Genomic DNA, 21,032 nt, shown 5'->3' with positions numbered 1-21,032 from the left:
TTTATTGGAGTAATACGTATGCAAAAAAATGTAACTTTAGAAAAATTTCGCGAAGAATTTTTAAAAGATATATGGAAAGCGGGATTCAGGGAAGAACACCCCGAGTGGAAAAATTGGGACGGCCCGTATTTTGATGACGATTACACCTGTTTTAAAACTTTTGAAGCCTTTCTTAAATCATCGGAATATGAATTTTTTATGAGCGAAAAATGCCGGTGTATATTATCGGACGGGAAACCTGTCGGAATGGTTTCCGGATATTGGAAAGATAAAAAAACGTTATGGTTTGAGATAGGTATTACCATATATGATTCTAAATATTGGAGCGGCGGAATAGGCACGAAAGCGCTTAAACTTTGGATAGACGAAAATTTCTGTAAGTACGAAAAACTTGAACATATCGGGCTTACCACTTGGAGCGGCAATATCGGAATGATGAAAGCTGCCGAAAAGGCGGGAATGAAAAAAGAAGCGCAGATAAGAAAAGTGCGGTTTTGGAAAAATACCTATTATGACAGTATTTCATACGGGATTTTGCGCTCGGAGCGAAGCTGATACTGCTCGAAACCTTTTTTATTTCCACACTGCAAGCGAGTCTTGCATCCAGCTTACAACATCGACTCCGTACACTTCTTTAAAAATTTGAACGGTTGCGGTTTCTTCTTTTGTACCGAAATTTTTTATACATCCGTCTTTTAAAAAAATAATTTTATCCGCAAATTGCATTGCAAGATTTATATCGTGAAAAACTCCTATTACCGATTTATTTTCATTTTTAATTAAAGATTTTAAAAAAGCGATAAGTTCAATTTGATTTTTTAAGTCTAAGTGATTTGTCGGCTCGTCCAATAAAATTACTTCAGGTTCCTGTGCTAAGGTGCGCGCAAGATATACGCGCTGAAGCTGTCCGCCTGAAAGAGTATCTATTCTACGCTCGCGTAAATCCCAAGCGTCAACCGCACGCAAGCATTTTTCAACGCATACTTTATCGTCTTTTGAAATACCGAAAAAAACGCCTCCGTTATTTTGCGCATATCTTCCAAGCATTACCGTATCGTACACCGAATAAGAAAAGTAGATTGAAGAAATTTGACTTAACACTGCAATTTTTTTTGCAATCCGTTTGCGGTTTAATTCTTTTAAATTATCTCCGTTTAAAAAAATATCTCCCGAATAAGATAACAGTCCTGCAATCGTTTTAAGCAAGGTTGTTTTGCCCGAACCGTTTTGTCCTAAAATGCAAATGCTTTCACCTGCCGAAACCGAAAAAGATATATTTTTTAATATAGGTGTGTTATTATATCCGGCGCAAACGGATTGCAGTTTAATAAGAGGGCTATCCATTTTTTATTTTCTCCTTCCGGAAAAATAAACATAACAAAAAAACGGAGCACCGATTAAAGCCGTAATTGCGCCTACCGGTAATTCTTGCGGAGATAAAATAGTACGTGCCGCCATATCAAACAGAACCATTGCCGTTCCGCCTAAAACAAACGACATCGGTATTACAATTTTATGATTTACTCCGAAAATCTTCCGTACCAAGTGCGGTGCAATTAAATCGATAAAACCGATAATTCCCGTAAATGAAATTGAAATACCGGTAAGTGCGGACGCCGAAAATAAAAAAAGCCATTTTATTTTTTTTGTATTTACACCCATCGAAGCGGCCTGCTCTTCTCCGAAGGTAAGCATATCCAACTCGCGGGAAAATACCGTCAAGATAAAAATTCCGACGGTGGTAAAGGGTAAAAGCACAAAAAAGTTTTTTATATTTTGCGTAGAAAAACTTCCCATTTGCCAAAAAATAAGCTGCGCCATTCCGTGTCTGTTTAATGCAATAAGCAGAGTAATTATTCCGTTTATAAAAAGAGCGAAAACGATACCCGCCAAAATAATCGTACCGTTTTCAAAATTTTTATCAATGAGAGAAGCGAACTTTACCGCAGCATATACGCTTAATAGACCGAAAACCGTTCCCGCTATCGGGAGTGTAAAGTTCGGAATAAGCGGAAGATATATTCCCGTTGCAATAATTAAAGCTGCTCCGAATGCAGCCCCTGAAGAAACTCCCATAGTGTAAGAAGACGCGAGCGGATTTTTTAAAACGCTTTGCATAACCGCACCGCTTACCGCCAAACTTCCTCCGGTTAAAAATCCTACAAGCACGCGCGGCAGCCTCACATTCCAAACTATTGCTATAAAAGTATCGGCAATGCCTGTAATTTCTCTTTGAGTTATTTTGCAAAAAATAATTTTAATAATATCTTTAGGCGGAATAAAGACGCTTCCTATTCCGATGCCTAAAATAAGAATAAGACCGCAGCCCGCTATGGAAACTGCGGTCTTTAATTTTGTGTTCATTTATTATTTAAAGACTTCAGGATAAACGGCTTTTGCCATTTGATTTAACGCCTTAATAATATTTTGATTCGGACGCGAGGAAGAATTATTGTCTATTCTGAAAACCTGTTTTTCTTTTACGGCTTTAAGCGTTTGCCAACCGGCTCGGCTCATAATTTCTTCAACAGTATTGGGAAGATAACTTACATTTGTTAAAATGATATCCGGGTCTTTTGATAAAACCGTTTCGTCCGAAACGGAAACCCAGCTTTTTTGTTCGGCAAGAATATTTTTTGCACCTATAATTTCAATCATTTCATGGATAAAAGTATCCGTGCCTAAACTGTACATATGAGGAGCCGCACCTATTTCAAAATAAACAGTTTTCTTTTTATCGGCAGGAATTTTAGCGGCAGTATTTTTAATCGTTTCAATTTCTTTTTTCATATTTGCAATTATTTTTGCACCTTGAGATTCCGCTTTTACAACACTCGAAATAAAAGCAATATCCGTATAAATTGCAGCGATACTTGTAGATGACGGAATTTCAATGACGCAAATACCGGCAGCACGTACCGGCGCAAACGGGTCTTTACCTTTTGCCCTTGACATACCGGAAGTAAAAACCACATCTGCATGTAACGCAATCAGTTTTTCCGTATCGGGGGTCATCATATTAAAGTAGGGAATATCCTGTTTTAACAAACCGTCTTTTTGCGTGTTCGTATCGGCGGCGATAATTTTATCGGCAAGCCCCAAATCAATAAGAATTTCGGTTGTCGACGGAGCCATAGAAATAATTTTCTCTATTTTTGCAGGAAGCGTAATTTCGTTTCCTGCACGGTCTTTAGACAAATCGATTACGGAAGTAACGTCAGAGGATTCTTTCGCTCCTCCTGCAAATACGGCAGCTGTTGTTACCGCAAACATAACGGCAACACATAAGATTTTTCTTAAGTTTTTCATAAAACATCTCCCATAAAATTTTTTTACAAGGATTATCAAATCCCAAAAAAAAACTTTTTAATCGCTTTTATAAGCGGAAGTAAAAAGCGGATACACTATTCCCGTGTTTGCCTAAAGACAAACACGGAAGATAAACAAACCTTCCTCTCGGAAATTATTTATCACATCGCTTGTATTTACATTATAGACAATTTTTTAATTTTTGTGTACTATTTAAGGATATTTTATTTTGAGGAAACTATGGATTATATTGAAAGTCTTTTTAATAAAAATTTTTTGGAATATGCAAGCTATGTTATTAAAGATAGAGCAATCCCCGATTTAGAAGACGGATTAAAACCCGTTCAGAGAAGAATTCTTCATTCTCTTTTTGAAATGGACGACGGAAAGTTTCATAAAGTAGCAAATGTCATCGGTCATTGTATGAAGTATCATCCGCACGGAGATGCTTCAATCGGAAATGCCCTCGTTGTTCTTGCATCAAAAAATCTTTTTATTGAAAAACAGGGGAACTTCGGCAATCTTTATACCGGCGATGAGGCTTCGGCTCCGCGTTATATAGAATGCCGTGTAAACGAACTTGCAAAAACTCTTTTATATAATCCGAATATTACAAATTACACAACTTCTTACGACGGACGGAATAAGGAGCCCGTTACTTTTCGTGCCAAAATTCCCGTTGTACTTGCAATAGGAGCGGAAGGAATTGCCGTAGGTATGTCTACGAAAATTTTACCGCACAATGTAATCGAAATAATTGAAGCCGAAAAACAGTGCCTTAAAGGAAAAAGTTTCAAACTTTTTCCCGACTTTCCTACAGGAGGCCTAATCGATATTTCAGAATATAATGACGGATTAGGAAAGGTGCTTGTGCGGGCAAAACTCGACACTTCCGATGATAAACGGATTGTAATAAGAGAACTCCCCTTCGGCAGTACCACAGAAAGTATGATTACTTCAATTGAAAATGCTTCAAAGTCGGGAAAGGTAAAAATTTCCGAAATAAGCGATTACACGGGCGAACATGTTGAAATAGAATTAAAACTTCCGCGGGGAGTTTACAGTCAGGACGTTGTAGATTCTCTTTATGCTTTTACGGAATGTGAACAATCGATTCCCTGTAATCTTTTGGTAATAAAAGATAATCTTCCCGTTCAAATTACCGTTACCGATATTATAAAAAACCATGCAAAGCAGCTTCTTCAAATTTTAAAAGACGAACTTGAATATGAGCGCAATATGCTTACGGACAGACTGCATTTACGTACCCTTGAACGCATTTTTATTGAAGAGCGTATTTATAAAAAGATTGAAACTATGAAAACCGCCGACGGTGTAATCAATGCGGTTATAAAAGGCTTTGTTCCATTTAAAAAAGAATTAATCCGTGAAGTTACCGAAGATGATGTAGACCGCTTACTTAAAATTCCGATTAGAAGAATTTCTCTTTATGATATAAATAAAAACCGTGAAGAAGTACGCGAAATAAATAACCGTTTAAAAGAAATCGCAAAACTTTTAAAAAATTTAAAAGAGTACGCGGTTTCCGTTTTGGACGGAATATTAAAGAAATTACCCGATGAAGAATTTAAAAGAAAAACCGAAATTACGGGTTTTACAAAAGTCGATGTTAAAGAGGCTGTAACGCGCGATACGCCTTTACGATATGATGAAGAAACGGGATACCTCGGTACCGCAATTACTACAGGAAAAGAAATTTTACGGGTAAGTCCCTATGACAGAATTTTCATTTTAAGAAAAAGCGGAGTATATACCGTTATGGACGTCCCCGACAGGGTTTTCGTCGATACGGGAATGTGGTATTGCGGCTTTGCGGAAAAAGAGGAGTTATCTCAAGTGCTGTTTACTGTTATTTACCGTGATACAAAAACTAAGTATCCTTATATTAAGCGTTCACGTGTTGAAGGATATATTTTAAACAGAGACTATGTTTTTGCACCCGATGCGGAAGAAATTCTTTTTGTAAGTACAAAACCTAAATTTTCATTTACCGTTAAATACGCCCCTAAACCGCGTGTAAAAAAGACGGAAGATAAATTTTCGTCATCGGATTATGCCGAAAAGGGTTTAAAAACCTTAGGAGTACGCCTTGCAAACAGAGAGGTTCTTTCCGTTGAAGAAACAGCCGAAAAAAAATCTCTTATTAAAAAAGCGGCGGCAGTAAAAAAATAAAATTTACTTATACTTATCTTAAAATTTAATGCCTCGGTAAAATCGAACGCTTTTTTCTTTTAAAACGGCTGAAACAAAATATTAAAAAAACAGCAAGGATATAAAAATATATGGTTGCTGTTTTGAAAAATAAAAAAAGCCAGGCAACAACCTACTTTCCCGCATAATCTGCAGTATCATCGGCGTAAGAGAGCTTGACTTCCGTGTTCGGGATGGGAACGGGTATTACCTCTCCACTATGGTCACATGGCAAAATAAACTGATTAAAGCTTTAAAAATATAAAGAACATTTTAAAGGTATAAAAAAGAGAACGAAAAGAAAAAAGAAACAATAATATGGTCAAGCCTCACGACTTATTAGTATTGGTCGGCTTAACATATTACTATGCTTAGACCTCCAACCTATCAACCTTGTAGTGTGCAAGGAGTCTTTAGAGGGGTTAAACCCCTAGGGATACGTAGTCTTGAGGCGGGCTTCCCACTTAGATGCCTTCAGCGGTTATCCCTTCCGAACTTAGCTACCCGGCAATTACCCTTGGCAGGATAACCGGTACACCAGAGGTTCGTCCATTTCGGTCCTCTCGTACTAAAAACAGCTCCTCTCACGTATCCTGCGCCCATAGCAGATAGGGACCGAACTGTCTCGCGACGTTCTGAACCCAGCTCACGTACCGCTTTAATTGGCGAACAGCCAAACCCTTGGGACCTGCTTCAGCCCCAGGATGCGATGAGCCGACATCGAGGTGCCAAACATTCCCGTCGATGTGAACTCTTGGGGAATATCAGCCTGTTATCCCCGGAGTACCTTTTATCCGTTAAGTGACGGCACTTCCACTCGCTACCGCCAGATCATTAAGACCTACTTTCGTATCTGCTCGAGCTGTCACTCTCGCAGTTAAGCCTCCTTGTGCCTTTACACTCGCTGCGCCGATTTCCAACCGGCGTGAGGAGACCTTCGCGCACCTCCGTTACATTTTAGGAGGCGACCGCCCCAGTCAAACCGCCTGCCTACCACTGTCCCTATCCCGGTTTCACGGGACAGGTTAGAAACCTGATTTATCAAGGGTGGTATTTCACTTGTCGGCTCCGCCTGACCTAACGGCCAAGTTTCACAGCCTCCCACCTATTCTACACATGATAAACCAAGTCCCAATAATAAGTTGCGGTGAAGGTTCACGGGGTCTTTCCGTCTAACTATGGGTAACCGGCTTCTTTACCGGTATATAAATTTCGCCGAGTCTCGCGTTGAGACAGTGCCCAGAATCGTTACACCATTCGTGCGGGTCGGAACTTACCCGACAAGGAATTTCGCTACCTTAGGACCGTTATAGTTACGGCCGCCGTTTACCGGGGCTTCAATTCAGAGCTTCGCAGTTACCCGCTAACCCCTCCTCTTAACCTTCCGGCACCGGGCAGGTGTCACCACCTATACGTCTCATTGATGATTCGCAGATGGCTGTGTTTTTGATAAACAGTCGCCTGGGCCTGGTTTGTGACGCCCCCATATCTTTTAAAAAAGGAGGCCACACTTCTTCCGAAGTTACGTGTGCATTTTGCCGAATTCCTTAACGCGAGTTCTCTCGAGCGCCTTAGATTTCTCATCTCATCTACCTGTGTCGGTTTACGGTACGGTCTTTTATAACCTAGCCTTAGACAGTATTTCCCGGCACCTTGATTACACCCGCTTCGCTCTGCCGTAGCTTCACTCGCTGTCGCTCCTTACCTAGGATAACGGATTTGCCTATTACCCTTTTTAACGGCTCGGATACTTCGACCGGAACTACCATTCTCCGGCCGGGTTTCACCTCATGCGTCCTGCCCTCGAAATTATAAAAGGTATCGGAATTTGAACCGATTTCCCATCGACTACGGCCTTCGCCCTCGCCTTAGGGGCCGACTTACCCTGGGCAGATTACCTTTACCCAGGAAACCTTAGATTTTCGGCGGAGAGGGATCTCACCTCTCTTTTCGTTACTTATACCTGCATTCTCTCTTCCATCTCCTCCAGCATCTCTCGCGAGTACGCCTTCTTCAGTTAATGGAATGCTCCCCTACCGCCTTACACATTACGCGTAAGACCCGTAGCTTCGGTATACTGCTTAGCCCCGTTACATTATCTGCGCATGAACACTCGACCAGTGAGCTGTTACGCACTCTTTAAAGGAATTGCTGCTTCTAAGCCAACCTCCTGGCTGTCTTTGTATCCACACTTCATTTCACACTCAAGCAGTATTTGGGGACCTTAGCTGACGGTCTGGGCTGTTTCCCTTTTGACTTGCGAACCTTAGCGCACGCAGTCTCACTCCCATACGTTGATTATCGGCATTCAGAGTTTAACTGGGTTTGGTAGGCTTTGACACCCCCTAGTCCAACTAGTGCTTTACCTCCGATAATTTTGTATGAGGCTGTCCCTAAAGGCATTTCGGGGAGAACCAGCTATTTCCGGGTTTGATTAGCCTTTCACTCCTAGTCACAAGTCATCCATACCTTTTTTAACAGATTATAGTTCGGTCCTCCACAAGGTTTTACCCTTGCTTCAACCTGCTCATGACTAGATCACTCCGGCTTCGGGTCTACGACATGCAACTAAACTTCAGCTTTCGCTGAAACACGCCCTATTTAGGCTCGCTTTCACTCCGGCTCCGGAACTCCTATTCCTTAACCTCGCTGCATACCGTAACTCGCAGGCTCATTCTACAAAAGGCACGCTACTACCCTCTATAAGGGCTGTAACATCTTGTCGGTTTACGGTTTCAGGTTCTATTTCACTCCCCTTAGCTGGGGTTCTTTTCACCTTTCCCTCACGGTACTTGTTCACTATCGGTAGCTGTCTAGTATTTAGCCTTGGATCGTGGTCGACCCGGTTTCCGACAGGGTTTCTCGTGTCCCGCCGTACTTAGGTGCCGCATCAACAAGTTCAATTTATTTCGCTTACGGGGGTTTCACCCTCTTCGCCAGGCTTTCCCAAAACCTTTCTGCTATAAATTGATTTTCTCTAAACTTGTCGGTCCTACGCCGATGCAGTCCTTCAACTCCCTTATAAGGGTTTAGGCTCCTCCAATTTCGCTCGCCGCTACTTTCGGAATCTCTTTTGATTTCTTTTCCTTGAGTTACTTAGATGGTTCAGTTCACTCAGTATCGCTTTACTACCCTATTTTATTCAGGTACGTAATGTCAGTATCACTACTGACGGGTTACCCCATTCGGCTATTTCCGGTTCTCAGGATGTGTGCTCCTCCCCGAAACTTTTCGCAGCTTACCACGGCCTTCTTCGCCTTACAGCTCCTTTAGGCATCCACCATAAACCTATTCTTTCGCTTGACCATATTATCGTCCCTTCTTTCTCATTTTCAAAGAATGAACTTATTTCTTAACAGCTTATATCTTTACATAAACTCTCACAGTCAATTTAATTAACCGATTTTACGCTTATACTCCGATATAAACCGCCTTACTTTCATTTTTTCGTTCCCTTCCCTATCTATTTCAAATATCAATTTCGATTTTTTTTATCAATCGAATAAAAAACCGAGTTCAGTCGGTATGGGCCTGATTAGAGTTGAACTAATGACCCCTTCCTTATCAGAGAAGTGCTCTAACCAACTGAGCTACAGGCCCTATAAAAAAAGAGGAAGAGGAAAAGAACAGGCATTGGGGAAAAGAGTAAGGGAGTGTCTTGTGTACTTCAAGACTTACCGTATATTAAAAATTAAAACAATTTATACGGTTTTATTAAAGAAAACATTCGCTTTCTTTAATTATTTACCTTTCTCTTAGAAAGGAGGTGATCCAGCCGCACCTTCCGGTACGGCTACCTTGTTACGACTTCACCCTCCTTACCAAGCGTACCTTCGACACCGTCCTCCCTTGCGGGTTAGACTAGCGGCTTCGGGTACCCTCGACTCGGATGGTGTGACGGGCGGTGTGTACAAGGCCCAGGAACGTATTCACCGCACCGTGCTGATGTGCGATTACTAGCGATTCCAACTTCATGAAGTCGAGTTTCAGACTTCAATCCGGACTACGATTGCTTTTTTGCGTTTTGCTTGGCCTCGCGGCGTCGCTTCGATTTGTAGCAACCATTGTAGCACGTGTGTAGCCCTGGACGTAAGGGCCATGATGACTTGACGTCATCCCCACCTTCCTCCGATTTGTCATCGGCAGTTCCGCCAGAGTCCTCAACCTTTACGTGTTAGTAACTGGCAGTAGGGGTTGCGCTCGTTGCGGGACTTAACCCAACACCTCACGGCACGAGCTGACGACAGCCATGCAGCACCTGTCAAGAGTCGTATTGCTACGCTGATATATCTCTATACCATTACTCTTGATGTCAAACCCAGGTAAGGTTCCTCGCGTATCATCGAATTAAACCACATGCTCCACCGCTTGTGTGGGCCCCCGTCAATTCCTTTGAGTTTCACCCTTGCGGGCATACTTCCCAGGCGGTACACTTAATGCGTTTGCGTCGGCACTGAAGCTCTTGCTCCAACGCCTAGTGTACATTGTTTACTGTGCGGACTACCAGGGTATCTAATCCTGTTTGCTCCCCGCACCTTCGCATCTCAGCGTCAATCATCGGCCAGAAACCCGCCTTCGCCACCGGTGTTCTTCCAAATATCTACAGATTCCACCCCTACACTTGGAATTCCGGTTTCCCCTCCGTGATTCAAGTTACGCAGTACCCAATGCAGTTTACGAGTTAAGCTCGTAGATTTCACATCAGGCTTACATAACCGCCTACATGCCCTTTACGCCCAATAATTCCGAACAACGCTTGGGGCTTACGTGTTACCGCGGCTGCTGGCACGTAATTAGCCGCCCCTTATTCGCATGATTACCGTCATCGAAGATGCATTCCCTCATCTCCTTATTCTTCATCTGCAAAAGAATTTTACAACTTTTCAGCCTTCTTCATTCACGCGGCGTCGCTCCGTCAGACTTTCGTCCATTGCGGAAGATTCTTAGCTGCTGCCTCCCGTAGGAGTTTGGGCCGTATCTCAGTCCCAATGTGTCCGTTCACCCTCTCAGGCCGGATACCCATCGTCGCCTTGGTGGGCCGTTACCTCACCAACAAGCTAATGGGACGCAGGCCCATCCTAAAGCGGAGCCGTAGCTCCTTTCCTTATACGGCTTTATCCGTATAAGCACATTCGGTATTATCTAATATTTCTACTAGCTATCCCCATCTTCAGGGCAGGTCACCTACGCGTTACTCACCAGTCCGCCACTCTAGGGTAAGAGCAAGCTCTTACCTTGCCGTTCGACTTGCATGCTTAAGACGCGCCGCCAGCGTTCGTTCTGAGCCAGGATCAAACTCTCCATTATTTTTATTTCAAGCTCCCTTAAAGAGAGCCCGATTTTAATTAAGTTTGTTCCCTTTCAAATTATTCATTTTAAGGAATTGCTTATTTTTAACTCTTCTTCTTAACATAGAAAAAGAACTCTTTTTAAGCTTATTTTTCCGATACTCATTTTCCCTTAATTCTAAGTTTTCCTTTAAAAGTTGTCTTTTAAAGGTCTACACTTATGTCTTTGCGTTCTTTTCCTTCCCTCTTAATTGTCAAATATCAGGCTAAGAGCTTCTCTCTTAACGTTACCCGCACGGCTTAACGCGTTAGCGAGCAAAAAGGATTATATCATAACTTTTCAGTTTGTGTCAAGTAGTTTTTAAAAGTTTTTTTTAATTTTTTACTTAAAGTAAAGTGTATTCTTTTTTTTTTCATCTTCAAGCAAAAACGCCTCTATTCTTCCTACATTTTCGCTTTACTTCTACTTTTTTCTTCCGTTTTCTAACGGTTTCGCCTAACCCGGCGAACGGTCTTGTTTATACCACTTTCTACAAATCTTGTCAATACCTTTTCTTATATTTTTTTTAGAATTTACTTCCGCGGAAAACAATACCCGCCTGAGGACTTTAAGCTGCCGTTATAAACCGGCCAATTTATCTTTTTTATAAAAAAAAGCAAAGAAGCATACAGCCTCTTTGCTTTTATCTCTTAAGTATTAAATTTATCTTGCGTATTCTACGATTCTTGTTTCGCGGATAAGCGTAACCCGAATTCTGCCCGGATACTGCAATTCGCTTTCAATTTTCTTTGCAATATCGCGTGCAAGAATTTTCGTATCGGCATCGGAAATTTTTTCATTATTTATTACTACACGCAATTCCCGTCCTGCCTGAATCGCATAAGCCTTTTCCACACCGGTGAAACCTTCCGCAAGCGTTTCAAGATTTTCAAGCCGCTTAACATAATTATCCATAGTTTCGCGTCTTGCTCCGGGTCTTGCAGCGGAAATCGCATCGGCAATTTGAACGATAATAGCTTCTATAGAAGAAGGTTCGATATCGTTATGGTGAGCTCCCACGGCGTTTACCACGCGCGGGTCTTCATTCATTTTACGCGTAAGCTCCATACCGATTTCGGCATGATTTTTATCGGAATCGGTTTCAGCGCCTTTTCCGATATCGTGTAAGAGGGCTCCGCGTTTGGCAATTTCAACATTGGCGCCTATTTCGCTTGCAATCATACCGGCAATAATTGCAACCTCTTTAGAGTGATGCAAAACATTTTGCCCGTAACTTGTTCTAAAATACAGCCTTCCCAAAGCCTTTATGCCTTCCTGGTTCATATTATGAATCCCGAGGTCGAATAAAACACGCTCCCCTTCTTCATAAATCTTTTGTGAAATCTCACGCGTTACCTTTTGTACTATTTCTTCAATCCTTGCGGGGTGAATTCTTCCGTCAAGAATCAGTCTTTCCAATGCAACACGCGCAATTTCTTTCCGTACGGGGTCAAAACATGAAACGACAACAGCTTCAGGAGTATCATCTATTATTATATCCACACCTGTCAGCGTTTCCAGCGCACGAATATTCCGCCCCTCTCGTCCGATTATTCTACCCTTCATTTCATCGCTGGGCAAACTAACCGTTGAAACGGTAATATCGCTTGCAGTTTCCGTAGCAAGCCGCTGAATTGTTGTTACAAGAATATCTCTGGCCCTTTTTTCGGCAGTAAGCTGCGCTTCTTCTTCTATTTTGTTTATTATAGAAACAGCGTCATGCTTTGCTTCAGTTTCCAAGCTGCGGATAATTAAATCTTTAGCTTGTTGTTGAGTTAAACCCGATATTCTTTCAAGTTCTTCCCTATATCGTTCTTCTTCGCCGCTTAAAATTTTAGTTCTTTCATCGAGAGCGGCTTCCCTCTCGATAAGCTCTTTTTCCTGTTTTCCCGCCGCTTCAACACGTTTGTCAAGCTGCTCTTCCTTTTGCGCCAATCGGCGTTCGAGACGCTGGAGGTCGCCCCTGCGCTCTCTGTTTTCCCGTTCCTGCTGTTTTTGTTCCCGAATCAGCTGCTCTTTTGCCTCAAGAAGAAATTCCTTCTTCTGGGCTTCGGCATCTTTTATTGCCTCCTGTAAAACCCGCTCTGCACGTTGTTCAGAAGCAGATAGTTGAAATCTGGCATAAAGCCAGCGAATCGTCCATCCAAGAATTATTCCGACAGCAGGAAGGAGAACGTATAAAAGCCAGTTCATATGTATGCTCCTTAAAAGTGTACTACTGTCCGATGATGATAATAACTTCATTTTAAAAAAATGTCAATGGAAAATATTAATTTTTTCAAATTTATAAATTTTAATTTTCTAAAACCGTATTTTCTTTTGCCGATATAAAAGATATGAACGTTATTACATGTCTGCCTGTAGAAAACACCGAATATTTAGGCAGAAAAAATAGAAAAAAAACATCTTTTTTTAAATATATCAAGCCGAAAACCGGCAAAGGTTTTTCGCATACGGCTTTAACGCTTGCTTTTATTGCAAGTTTTACAGCCGTTATAATTTTATACCTTCCTTTTTTAAAACTTGATTTAGGACTTTCCTCTATAAAAACCATCTCTTTTTGGGAGGAACCGTCAGTAAAAAATGCAATGCAAGAATATTCAATGCCCGCGTCTGTACAAGGCTCAAGTTCGGACGAAACGGAAAACGCCGGAACCTTAGATGGAGAGGAAACCTCTTTTGCCGAAGTACCGGATTTTATTCCTATAGTTGATTTTCAAAATTATATTATAGCCAAAGGCGACACTATAGGCGGTATTGCATATAAATTCGGATTAAAAAATATAGGTACGCTCATTTCGGCAAATAACATTTCCAACGTAAAACGCCTGCAAGCCGGAAATAAGTTAAAAATTCCTTCAATCGACGGAATATTTTATACTGCGGTAAAAGGAGACAGTTTAAGCTCCATTGCCGCCAAATTTAATTTACCTGTTACGGCAATTTTGGACGCAAATGATTTGGAAAACCAAACCGTAAGTATAAGCCAAAAATTATTTATTCCAGGAGCTTCTATCGGGAAATTTGAATTAAAAAAAGCCTTGGGAGAACTTTTTATTTATCCGATAACTGGCCGTCTAACTTCTCCTTTCGGAAACCGACGTGACCCGTTTACCGGACGATTAAGTTTTCACACAGGCATTGATATTGCAGCTCCCGTAGGAACCCAAATTAAAGCTACTCTGGACGGAACGGTTGCCTATACGGGCGTTTCCGTAATTTACGGAAATTATGTAATTATTTCGCACGGCGGAGGTTACCAATCCATGTACGGCCATCTTAGTGCCGTAGCGGTAAAGCGCGGGCAAACCGTAAATCAGGGAGGAATAATCGGAAAAGTAGGTAATACGGGACGCTCTACCGGTCCGCATCTTCACTTTTCGGTTTATAAAAACGGAAAACTTATAAATCCGCTTACGGTTTTAAAATAAGATTAACCTTTTTACCGGTGCCGGAGTAAAACCGTAAACGAAGGCGGCAACCTCAAATGAGCTATATTTTCCATAACGTTCATCAAAAAAATTTTCTTATAGCCTTTTTCTTATTTGATATTTTTTTACTTAAGTACCAAAAGTCCGGGAAAGGTCGGCAGTAAATTAGTTCAAAATTTATTTAAAAAAAGCAAAGTTAATGAGTTAAGAAAACGATGAGCTCCTTCAAAAGAAATCAATCGGGATTTTATTAATTAAAAGCAGCAAGGCTGTTTTTTAAAAGATATAGCGGTACGGTTTTAATCCCCTTTGTTTCACTTCAAAAGTAACGTGATACTATTTATAAGCCCGGAACGGGTTAAACCCTCCGCTCAGTATAAAACTTCCGCTTCTTGCAGCTTCAAATTTTTTCACTTACAATAAATTCATCAACGGCATATTTTTCAAACATAGAGGAGCGCTTACCTTAAGCATACCGATGGATTTGCCGTATTTTTTCAAGCGAAACCGAAAAAATTCATACAATAACACAAGTTTGCTTTACAAAACCGGTCAGCATTTTTATACAATGCCTGCATAAAATAAATTAAGGCTTATTTTATGCAGGCATATTTAACCGCATTTAAATTTGACGATGAAAAGTATATCTATAAGATATATTTTACAGCTATATTTGCAGTTTAATTTATTGAAAATTAAGTAAAATTTTAACAAAAAAAATACATTTTTTACATTTTAGGCTTGATATATATATAAAATATGATAGAATTATAGGTGATACAGAGTATGCATCAAAGGAGTTATATTATGAGTAATAAACAATTACTTATTGAAGCGTCTAATACGTAAGAGCTTGCCGGTATTTTTGATGATGCGGAAATACAGGCTATTGGTTTAGGATGTGGCGATCAATGCGGTCCCACATGGGGACTTTTTTGCGGTACGAATTGTGAGCAGTATCAATGCAATCTAATTTTAGCCTAGCCGGAACTTTCTGTAATGGAGTATTGGAATAGCAATAAACTCAAAAAACGGTTGGAACCGCCGGATAGAAATGTATTTCCAGATGGCACTCCTTGTAAAACCTGTAACAATGAAAATTATGAAATATGCCATAAACTATATAGCAGATGCCTTAAACAATGTTATGAGGTTTATAATAATGTAAATATGTCCGATATAAATTACCCTTATGCGGAATTTAAAAATTTTCGGAAACAATAAAATGGGAGAAATTTAAAATGATCAAAGCTTTTTGGTTCTTTTTTTTAGAATGTTGGAAACTTAATTGGAAATTTCCTTTTTTTCTTATGATAAATGAAATCATTCTTGCTTCAATCTATGTTGCAAATGCCATGTTGCCTAAGTTCATTATAGAAGCATTGTTTATACAAAAAAGTAAGATACTATCAATTTTTTGGATAGTGACTGTTATTTCTGTTGTTTTTATCTTAACGCTGTTGCGCAATTTTTTATATGGTATAGAATTCGTTCAAAGGAATAAAACTTTGCAACTTTACAGCCTTAAATTTACGGATAACCTTGTAAAAATAAAATATGAAGAACTCGAAAAGCAAAGTTTTCTCGATAAAAAAATAAAAGCTATGCAGTTTATCTCTGCTTCAGGAGAGGATTTTGCCACGGTTTTACGAAACGGATTTTCCATATTCGGACAATTTTTAGCACTTGCAAGTTTTGCCGGAATTATTTTTACACTAAGCCCTATCGTTGTGCTTTCACTGGTCATAGTGGTATTTTTACAATCATTTTTTTTAGATAAATATTTAAAACCGATAAAAACATATTATTTAGAAAAATCAATACTCGAGCGACGCAGAATGTACTTTGATGAAAAATTAAATGATTTTCAATATGGTAAAGAAATTAGAAATTATAATTTAGGTGATTGGTTCTTAGACAAGTATAAAATACAATTAACTGAAATTTTTTCTTTTTATAAAAAAATCGGGTTTGCAAATTGGAAGTCAGGTTGCATTTCGGCATTTGCAATGCTTTTTCAATTAATCATAGCCTATTATTATCTTTTTAGAAAAACATTTACAAGTTCTTTAACGGTTGCAGATTTTTCCATGTATTTAGCTTCTATCACAGCTTTTTTTAACATTTTAACCGTAATAATAAGATATATAATAGATATTCAACATTTTAAAATATTATTTAAATCATATAAGGACTATATAAGTATCCCTATAGAACAAAATTTTTCCAATATGAAACCCGCCCTTCCCTTTTCTTTCGATATTGAATTTCAAAATGTTTCTTTTAAATACGGTAAATCCGAAAAGTACGCACTGCAAAATGTAAGCGTAAAGTTTAATTCTAAAGAGCGCATTGCCGTCATCGGAGAAAACGGTGCGGGTAAATCCACCTTTGTAAAATTGTTAATGAGACTTTACGAGCCTACAAATGGGAAGATTTTAATTAACGGTATCGACATCAAAACAATCGACTACGATTATTATCAAACTTGGTTTGCCGCCGTTTTCCAAGACTTTAAGTTTTTTTCTTTCAGCATAAAAGAAAACATTACCTTCGGTAAAACGGAAACGGAAGAAGATAAAAAACGGTTTGAAAAAATAGTTGAAAGCACGGGCTTAAAAGAAGTTATAGAAAAACTCAATAAGGGAGTAGACACATTAGTGTACCGCGATTTCGATGATGCGGGTTTTACACCGTCGGGCGGACAAGGGCAAAAAATTGCGATTGCAAGAGCAGCATATAAAAATGCACCGATAGCAATTTTAGATGAGCCTACCGCCGCCCTAGACCCGAAAGCCGAAAATAAAATTTATGAACAGTTTGATGAATTCTTTAAAGACAAGTGCTCGCTTTATATTTCGCATCGAATGGCGGTAACGAAGTTTTCGGATAGGACTCTTGTTTTTGACAATGCAAAGATTGTTCAAGACGGAAATCATGAAGAGCTTATAAACCAAGAAGGCAAGTATAAAGAGCTTTATGAATTACAGGCGAAAGTATTATAATTAAAGCTTTTATAAGCCATTTTTTTTAGTCCCTGTACGAAAAAACCTTTAAGAGCTTTTCAAACTTGGGAATCAATACAGGAATCTTCTTTTTTTATTCAACATATTCTTTTGATTTAAAATTGTGATAAATGTTTTTTAAACCCCATCTCGGTGCAGTTTTGTTTTGCATTAGTATCTCCTTATCACATTGTAAACAAGAATATTGAGACTTCTCCATAGTCGCCGTTTTTATCGATTATGCTGAGTTCAAGTTTATTCTTATCGGAAAATTTCACCTCATCCGTTGAAATCTGTATAAGAAAAGAGGTTATTGGGGTATCTGAAAATTGTTCTTCAACACCGGAAAGAGCTAAGATTTCGCAAAATTCACCGTTTACAGATACGGTTAAAGGTTCTTTGAACGATATTTTTTCCGCTTGTCTTAAATTTGGATCAGGTTCATGTGCCTAAAGTAAATCATCAGATCAAAAGCGGAAATCTTTGAAGCTGCCGTACAGCAGCTTATCACTCAAACATTAAACATCGATACCGATTTTTCTTAAATCCCAATACATTATACAAAACTAAAGACCTTTTCTCAACAAAAGAAACAATACGCACATCTTTGCAGAATTTATGCACTCTTGTCTACAGCCGTTTAGACGAATTTAAGCTTTTGTTTAACCGCTCGGCAGGAAAAAAATACGAAAATATCCGCCACGAATTCGTAATGGCGGATGTTGCTGCATGCAAAAAATTATCGGCGACTTAAAAAAACACGGTGTAAACATCCGCCCCCTAAACGATGTCTACCAATTGTTAGTATTACAAGGAGATTTATAAAATGAAATTGGAAGGAATACACGGTTTTTTTTAATTGCAAAATTTCAATTAAAGCACCGTTTTCTTTTACTGATTTTGCTCGCAGCCGTAACTGTATTTGCGGCTTTCGGTTTAAAAAAGTTTAGAACAACTTATATGACCGAAGAAGTTTTTGTAAATGTAAATGAGTACACAAAAAAAATGAATACCGATTTAAAGAACTTTTCGGCAGCAACGACAATATCGTTTTACTCATAAAATCGGACTACATTTTTAAGAGTGAAGTTTTAAATATGATACAGGAAATCGAAAATTAGCTTTTAGAAAAAGTACCATATACCGATTCGGTTACTTCAATCACCGATATTGACATCAGCATAGGAACGGAAATTGTAATAAAAGCCAATGGTTGATAAGTGTCCAATATTTTGAAGACCTTATTTTAAATCATAAAAACGATATGGGATTGATTACGCTTTTACCGACAACCTGCATATAATTTTAGCAGGAGACATTCATACCAAAGACTATGACAGTAATGGAAGACTTTGTACAATTAAATAAGATAAGTTCCGTTTAGCTTAAAGGGAAATTTTCATGGTAACTTACAAAAAAAAAGCAGAATGGAGAAACTACTTCTTTTCCCCATTCTGCAGTAGGCATACTCAAGAAAAATCTTGAGTACAAAACCGGCAAAGGCGGTGCGGTAAAATCTTTAACGGCCCGTCAAAGCCATTCGGATAAATCCGCAGTCGTAACATCAAAGAAAAATTCTTCTCCGTTCCCAACCATTAAACACGGAATGCCGATTTTCCCCTCCCTCTTCAGCTCACCGAATTCGGCTCGCTCGTCCCGATATTTTAACAAAAATTTTAAATGACCGAGGTCTTCGGTAATGTCAAAATAACGGAACTTAACTCCTTTTTTTTCTAAATATCCTTTTGCAGGCCCGCAATCGGGACACAGTTTACTTCCGAATAAAAATAATTGTCTTTTTGCCATTTTAATACCCGTCCGACATTTGGCGGTTTAAATCGCGCTGACATAATTCCTGATAAACAAGAGCTCTGTCTTTTAACTTTGCCTTTACGGCATCGGAAAACGGCATATACCTCCAAAAGACTTCACGCACTTCCTTGTCTACTTTTTGAATGCCTTCGCTTTCTTTAACCATCCACGTAATGTAATCTTGAATAAAATACTCTTTTATATCGCCTTTTAATTTTTGATTTTGAAACCATTGATAATAATTTCCGGTTAAGCCTTCTTCCATCCAATAGTATGAAGCCTTTTCTTTTGCAACCTGCCAACGTAAATCGGCAATTGCCATTAAAAGCGAAACCCTCAAACTTTTAGGATACATCGGAATCGCAATACGACCCCGGCTTGTAACACGGTTATAACGGTCAAAAGGTTCCCAGCAAAAACCTATATCGCCGTAAGTGGGGAGCAAAATTACAAACGGAGGAATGCGGTTTAATTGATTTTTATATTGCCTGCAATAAGCCTGTACATCTATACTTTCAATCCAGCGAAGCTCCCTCAAAACATTTTCACGAGTACCTACATCATTTGAAGTGGAACGAAAATACTCACGGGATAAAATCGGAAAATGATTCCCCTTTCTTCCGCAAGTCATCTTTGCCATCTGCCTGACGGTATCGTATTCTCCGGTTGCCCCCGAAACATTAGTAGCCTCACCTCCGGTTGCATCGGCTTTTTCTCTTAAACTTCTTACATCGGCGTCCGCTTCTTTATATTCCTCATAAAAACGCTGAAGCTCCTTATCCAAATTTAAAAGTTTTTTTAGCCGCTCGTTGACCTGTCCTATTTGCTGCTTTTGGCTTTCGCTATAAACCGTCTTTACTCCGCTTATATTGCCCTTAATATCGTGAGAAAATATCTCCGAAATATACTGTTTAATGGAATCTTCAAACCTGCTTATTTCTTCGGATTTCGCACGCAGCAAGTTTTCCGCCGTTTGAAATTTACCCTTCGCCTTTTCCAAAAGCTGATTAAAACGCGAATTATCATCTTTTTTTGAAACCTTAACCTCATCCGTAGCGGACGGACTTATTTTACCGCAGCCTATTTCGCGGAACCACTCGTCAAGATAATAAACGGCCTCACAATAAGAATTTTCATCGATAATTTTTGCAAACAAATCTTTTTGGGAAGTTGTCAATAAGGTAGGAAGAACAAGTCCGTAGCGTACGGCATATTGTTTTTCTTTTGAAGCCTTAGCCGAAGCTATTTTTGTAACCATTTCCGAAACAAAATTCCAATAAGCCGACTCCACCTGTTGTTTAAAAACGCCTCGGTCTTTAGGGTCCGTCGCCGTTAAAAATTTCGTAAGAGCGGTATGAAACCTTTGAGCATTTTCACCCTCGCCTTTTAAAACAGTCTTATAAAATTCGGAAGAATCAAAAAGAGTATGAGGTTTATCTTCATAAAATTTTTCGATTTTTTCAAAACCAGTTAAAGCAAGGTCCACTTCGCTTGCATCGCGCCGCCGCTCCCCTATTGCCTCGGGAGCATTGGAAAACATTGTATCTTTGCTTATACCGCCTGTTTTAATTTCCGGAAATACGGTTTTAGAATCCTCATTAAACGAAAAATTTTGAGAATCGGGCATAGAAACAGTACCCGTTCCGCCTTTAGCCGGCACTACTACATCTTTGAGAAGTTCGTCAAGATCTATTTCAGTTGTTGAATCCATAAGATTAACCGCCTTAACTAAATCAGGCATCTTAACCGAAAGCCCTTTTTTAAATGGAGATAAGGGGAATTGAACCCCTGACCTCTTGCATGCCATGCAAGCGCTCTACCAATTGAGCTATATCCCCCTGTCAACAGGTTCAAATTATATCAGTAAATTCAATTTTATGTCAAGGGGTTTAAAGCAAAATAACAATTTATTATAAATCTTTTCCCTTAATATGAG

Annotated in this window: 10 protein-coding genes, 2 tRNA genes, 3 rRNA genes and 1 pseudogene; 5 read left to right on the top strand and 11 right to left on the bottom strand. The window is 39.5% G+C overall.

The window, feature by feature from the left end:
• The first annotated feature begins 18 nt into the window (after positions 1-18).
• Entirely contained in the window at positions 19-555 is a 537-nt protein-coding gene (locus tag DYQ05_RS05410) for a GNAT family N-acetyltransferase (RefSeq protein ID WP_206183993.1), read from the top strand.
• Between the two features lie 18 nt (positions 556-573).
• On the opposite strand, the gene DYQ05_RS05405 is transcribed toward DYQ05_RS05410, so the two are convergent.
• Genes DYQ05_RS05405 through DYQ05_RS05395 form a run of 3 tightly spaced genes read right to left on the bottom strand, consistent with a single transcriptional unit; the run spans position 574 to position 3,309 of the window.
• Positions 574-1,344 carry an ABC transporter ATP-binding protein gene (locus DYQ05_RS05405; protein WP_206183992.1) on the bottom strand — a complete coding sequence of 257 codons (771 nt, stop codon included), beginning with the start codon at positions 1,342-1,344 and terminating at the stop codon, positions 574-576.
• 3 nt (positions 1,345-1,347) lie between these two features.
• Positions 1,348-2,364 carry a FecCD family ABC transporter permease gene (locus DYQ05_RS05400; RefSeq protein ID WP_194076614.1) on the bottom strand — a complete coding sequence of 339 codons (1,017 nt, stop codon included), beginning with the start codon at positions 2,362-2,364 and terminating at the stop codon, positions 1,348-1,350.
• Between the two features lie 3 nt (positions 2,365-2,367).
• Complete coding sequence (locus DYQ05_RS05395) at positions 2,368-3,309, bottom strand: ABC transporter substrate-binding protein (RefSeq protein WP_206183991.1); 942 nt, start codon at positions 3,307-3,309, stop codon at positions 2,368-2,370.
• A gap of 240 nt (positions 3,310-3,549) precedes the next feature.
• On the opposite strand from DYQ05_RS05395, the gene DYQ05_RS05390 reads away from it, so the two are divergent.
• Complete coding sequence (locus DYQ05_RS05390) at positions 3,550-5,502, top strand: DNA topoisomerase IV subunit A (RefSeq protein WP_206183990.1); 1,953 nt, start codon at positions 3,550-3,552, stop codon at positions 5,500-5,502.
• A gap of 138 nt (positions 5,503-5,640) precedes the next feature.
• Here DYQ05_RS05390 and rrf read toward each other — a convergent pair.
• From rrf to rny, 5 genes are all read right to left on the bottom strand, one after another.
• A 5S ribosomal RNA gene (gene rrf, locus DYQ05_RS05385) occupies positions 5,641-5,752 on the bottom strand.
• An 86-nt stretch (positions 5,753-5,838) separates the two neighbouring features.
• Positions 5,839-8,826, bottom strand: a 23S ribosomal RNA gene (locus tag DYQ05_RS05380).
• Between the two features lie 220 nt (positions 8,827-9,046).
• Positions 9,047-9,120, bottom strand: a tRNA-Ile gene (locus DYQ05_RS05375).
• Positions 9,121-9,279: 159 nt separating this feature from the next.
• Positions 9,280-10,827: ribosomal RNA gene (locus tag DYQ05_RS05370) — 16S ribosomal RNA — on the bottom strand.
• Together the 16S, 23S and 5S rRNA genes with 1 tRNA gene alongside form the textbook arrangement of a ribosomal RNA operon.
• 684 nt (positions 10,828-11,511) lie before the next feature.
• Positions 11,512-13,041 carry a ribonuclease Y gene (gene rny / locus DYQ05_RS05365; RefSeq protein WP_020964936.1) on the bottom strand — a complete coding sequence of 510 codons (1,530 nt, stop codon included), beginning with the start codon at positions 13,039-13,041 and terminating at the stop codon, positions 11,512-11,514.
• Positions 13,042-13,184: 143 nt separating this feature from the next.
• Here rny and DYQ05_RS05360 point away from each other — a divergent pair, with 143 nt between their 5' ends.
• The 3 genes and pseudogenes from DYQ05_RS05360 to DYQ05_RS13665 all read left to right on the top strand — a co-directional run.
• On the top strand, positions 13,185-14,279 hold the full coding sequence (locus DYQ05_RS05360) for a peptidoglycan DD-metalloendopeptidase family protein (RefSeq protein ID WP_206183989.1): 1,095 nt from the start codon (positions 13,185-13,187) through the stop codon (positions 14,277-14,279).
• A 1,241-nt stretch (positions 14,280-15,520) separates the two neighbouring features.
• Positions 15,521-17,284 (top strand): ABC transporter ATP-binding protein, encoded by a 1,764-nt coding sequence (locus DYQ05_RS05355; RefSeq protein ID WP_206183988.1) that lies wholly within the window; start codon positions 15,521-15,523, stop codon positions 17,282-17,284.
• Between the two features lie 467 nt (positions 17,285-17,751).
• Positions 17,752-18,073 (top strand): annotated as a pseudogene (locus DYQ05_RS13665) (TetR/AcrR family transcriptional regulator); the annotation flags it as partial.
• A gap of 741 nt (positions 18,074-18,814) precedes the next feature.
• On the opposite strand, the gene DYQ05_RS05350 reads toward DYQ05_RS13665, so the two are convergent.
• The 3 genes from DYQ05_RS05350 to DYQ05_RS05340 form a co-directional block, all read right to left on the bottom strand.
• Positions 18,815-19,090 (bottom strand): glutaredoxin domain-containing protein, encoded by a 276-nt coding sequence (locus DYQ05_RS05350; protein WP_020964930.1) that lies wholly within the window; start codon positions 19,088-19,090, stop codon positions 18,815-18,817.
• A gap of 1 nt (position 19,091) precedes the next feature.
• Positions 19,092-20,723 (bottom strand): DUF8510 domain-containing protein, encoded by a 1,632-nt coding sequence (locus DYQ05_RS05345; RefSeq protein WP_429615468.1) that lies wholly within the window; start codon positions 20,721-20,723, stop codon positions 19,092-19,094.
• A gap of 138 nt (positions 20,724-20,861) precedes the next feature.
• Positions 20,862-20,934, bottom strand: a tRNA-Ala gene (locus tag DYQ05_RS05340).
• Positions 20,935-21,032 lie beyond the last annotated feature (98 nt).

Origin of the sequence: Treponema pedis (genome assembly GCF_017161325.1) — a bacterium.
Lineage (GTDB): Bacteria > Spirochaetota > Spirochaetia > Treponematales > Treponemataceae > Treponema_B > Treponema_B pedis.
This window is presented reverse-complemented; position numbering and strand designations above follow the sequence as displayed.

Excerpts from the sequence above, each read along its gene's own strand:
- DYQ05_RS05345 (WP_429615468.1), bottom strand. The coding sequence starts at position 20,723 with ATGCCCGATTCTCAAAATTTTTCGTTTAATGAGGATTCTAAAACCGTA.
- DYQ05_RS05410 (WP_206183993.1), top strand. The coding sequence starts at position 19 with ATGCAAAAAAATGTAACTTTAGAAAAATTTCGCGAAGAATTTTTAAAA.
- DYQ05_RS05360 (WP_206183989.1), top strand. The coding sequence starts at position 13,185 with ATGAACGTTATTACATGTCTGCCTGTAGAAAACACCGAATATTTAGGC.
- DYQ05_RS05405 (WP_206183992.1), bottom strand. The coding sequence starts at position 1,344 with ATGGATAGCCCTCTTATTAAACTGCAATCCGTTTGCGCCGGATATAAT.
- DYQ05_RS05390 (WP_206183990.1), top strand. The coding sequence starts at position 3,550 with ATGGATTATATTGAAAGTCTTTTTAATAAAAATTTTTTGGAATATGCA.
- DYQ05_RS05350 (WP_020964930.1), bottom strand. The coding sequence starts at position 19,090 with ATGGCAAAAAGACAATTATTTTTATTCGGAAGTAAACTGTGTCCCGAT.
- DYQ05_RS05355 (WP_206183988.1), top strand. The coding sequence starts at position 15,521 with ATGATCAAAGCTTTTTGGTTCTTTTTTTTAGAATGTTGGAAACTTAAT.
- rny (WP_020964936.1), bottom strand. The coding sequence starts at position 13,041 with ATGAACTGGCTTTTATACGTTCTCCTTCCTGCTGTCGGAATAATTCTT.
- DYQ05_RS05400 (WP_194076614.1), bottom strand. The coding sequence starts at position 2,364 with ATGAACACAAAATTAAAGACCGCAGTTTCCATAGCGGGCTGCGGTCTT.
- DYQ05_RS05395 (WP_206183991.1), bottom strand. The coding sequence starts at position 3,309 with ATGAAAAACTTAAGAAAAATCTTATGTGTTGCCGTTATGTTTGCGGTA.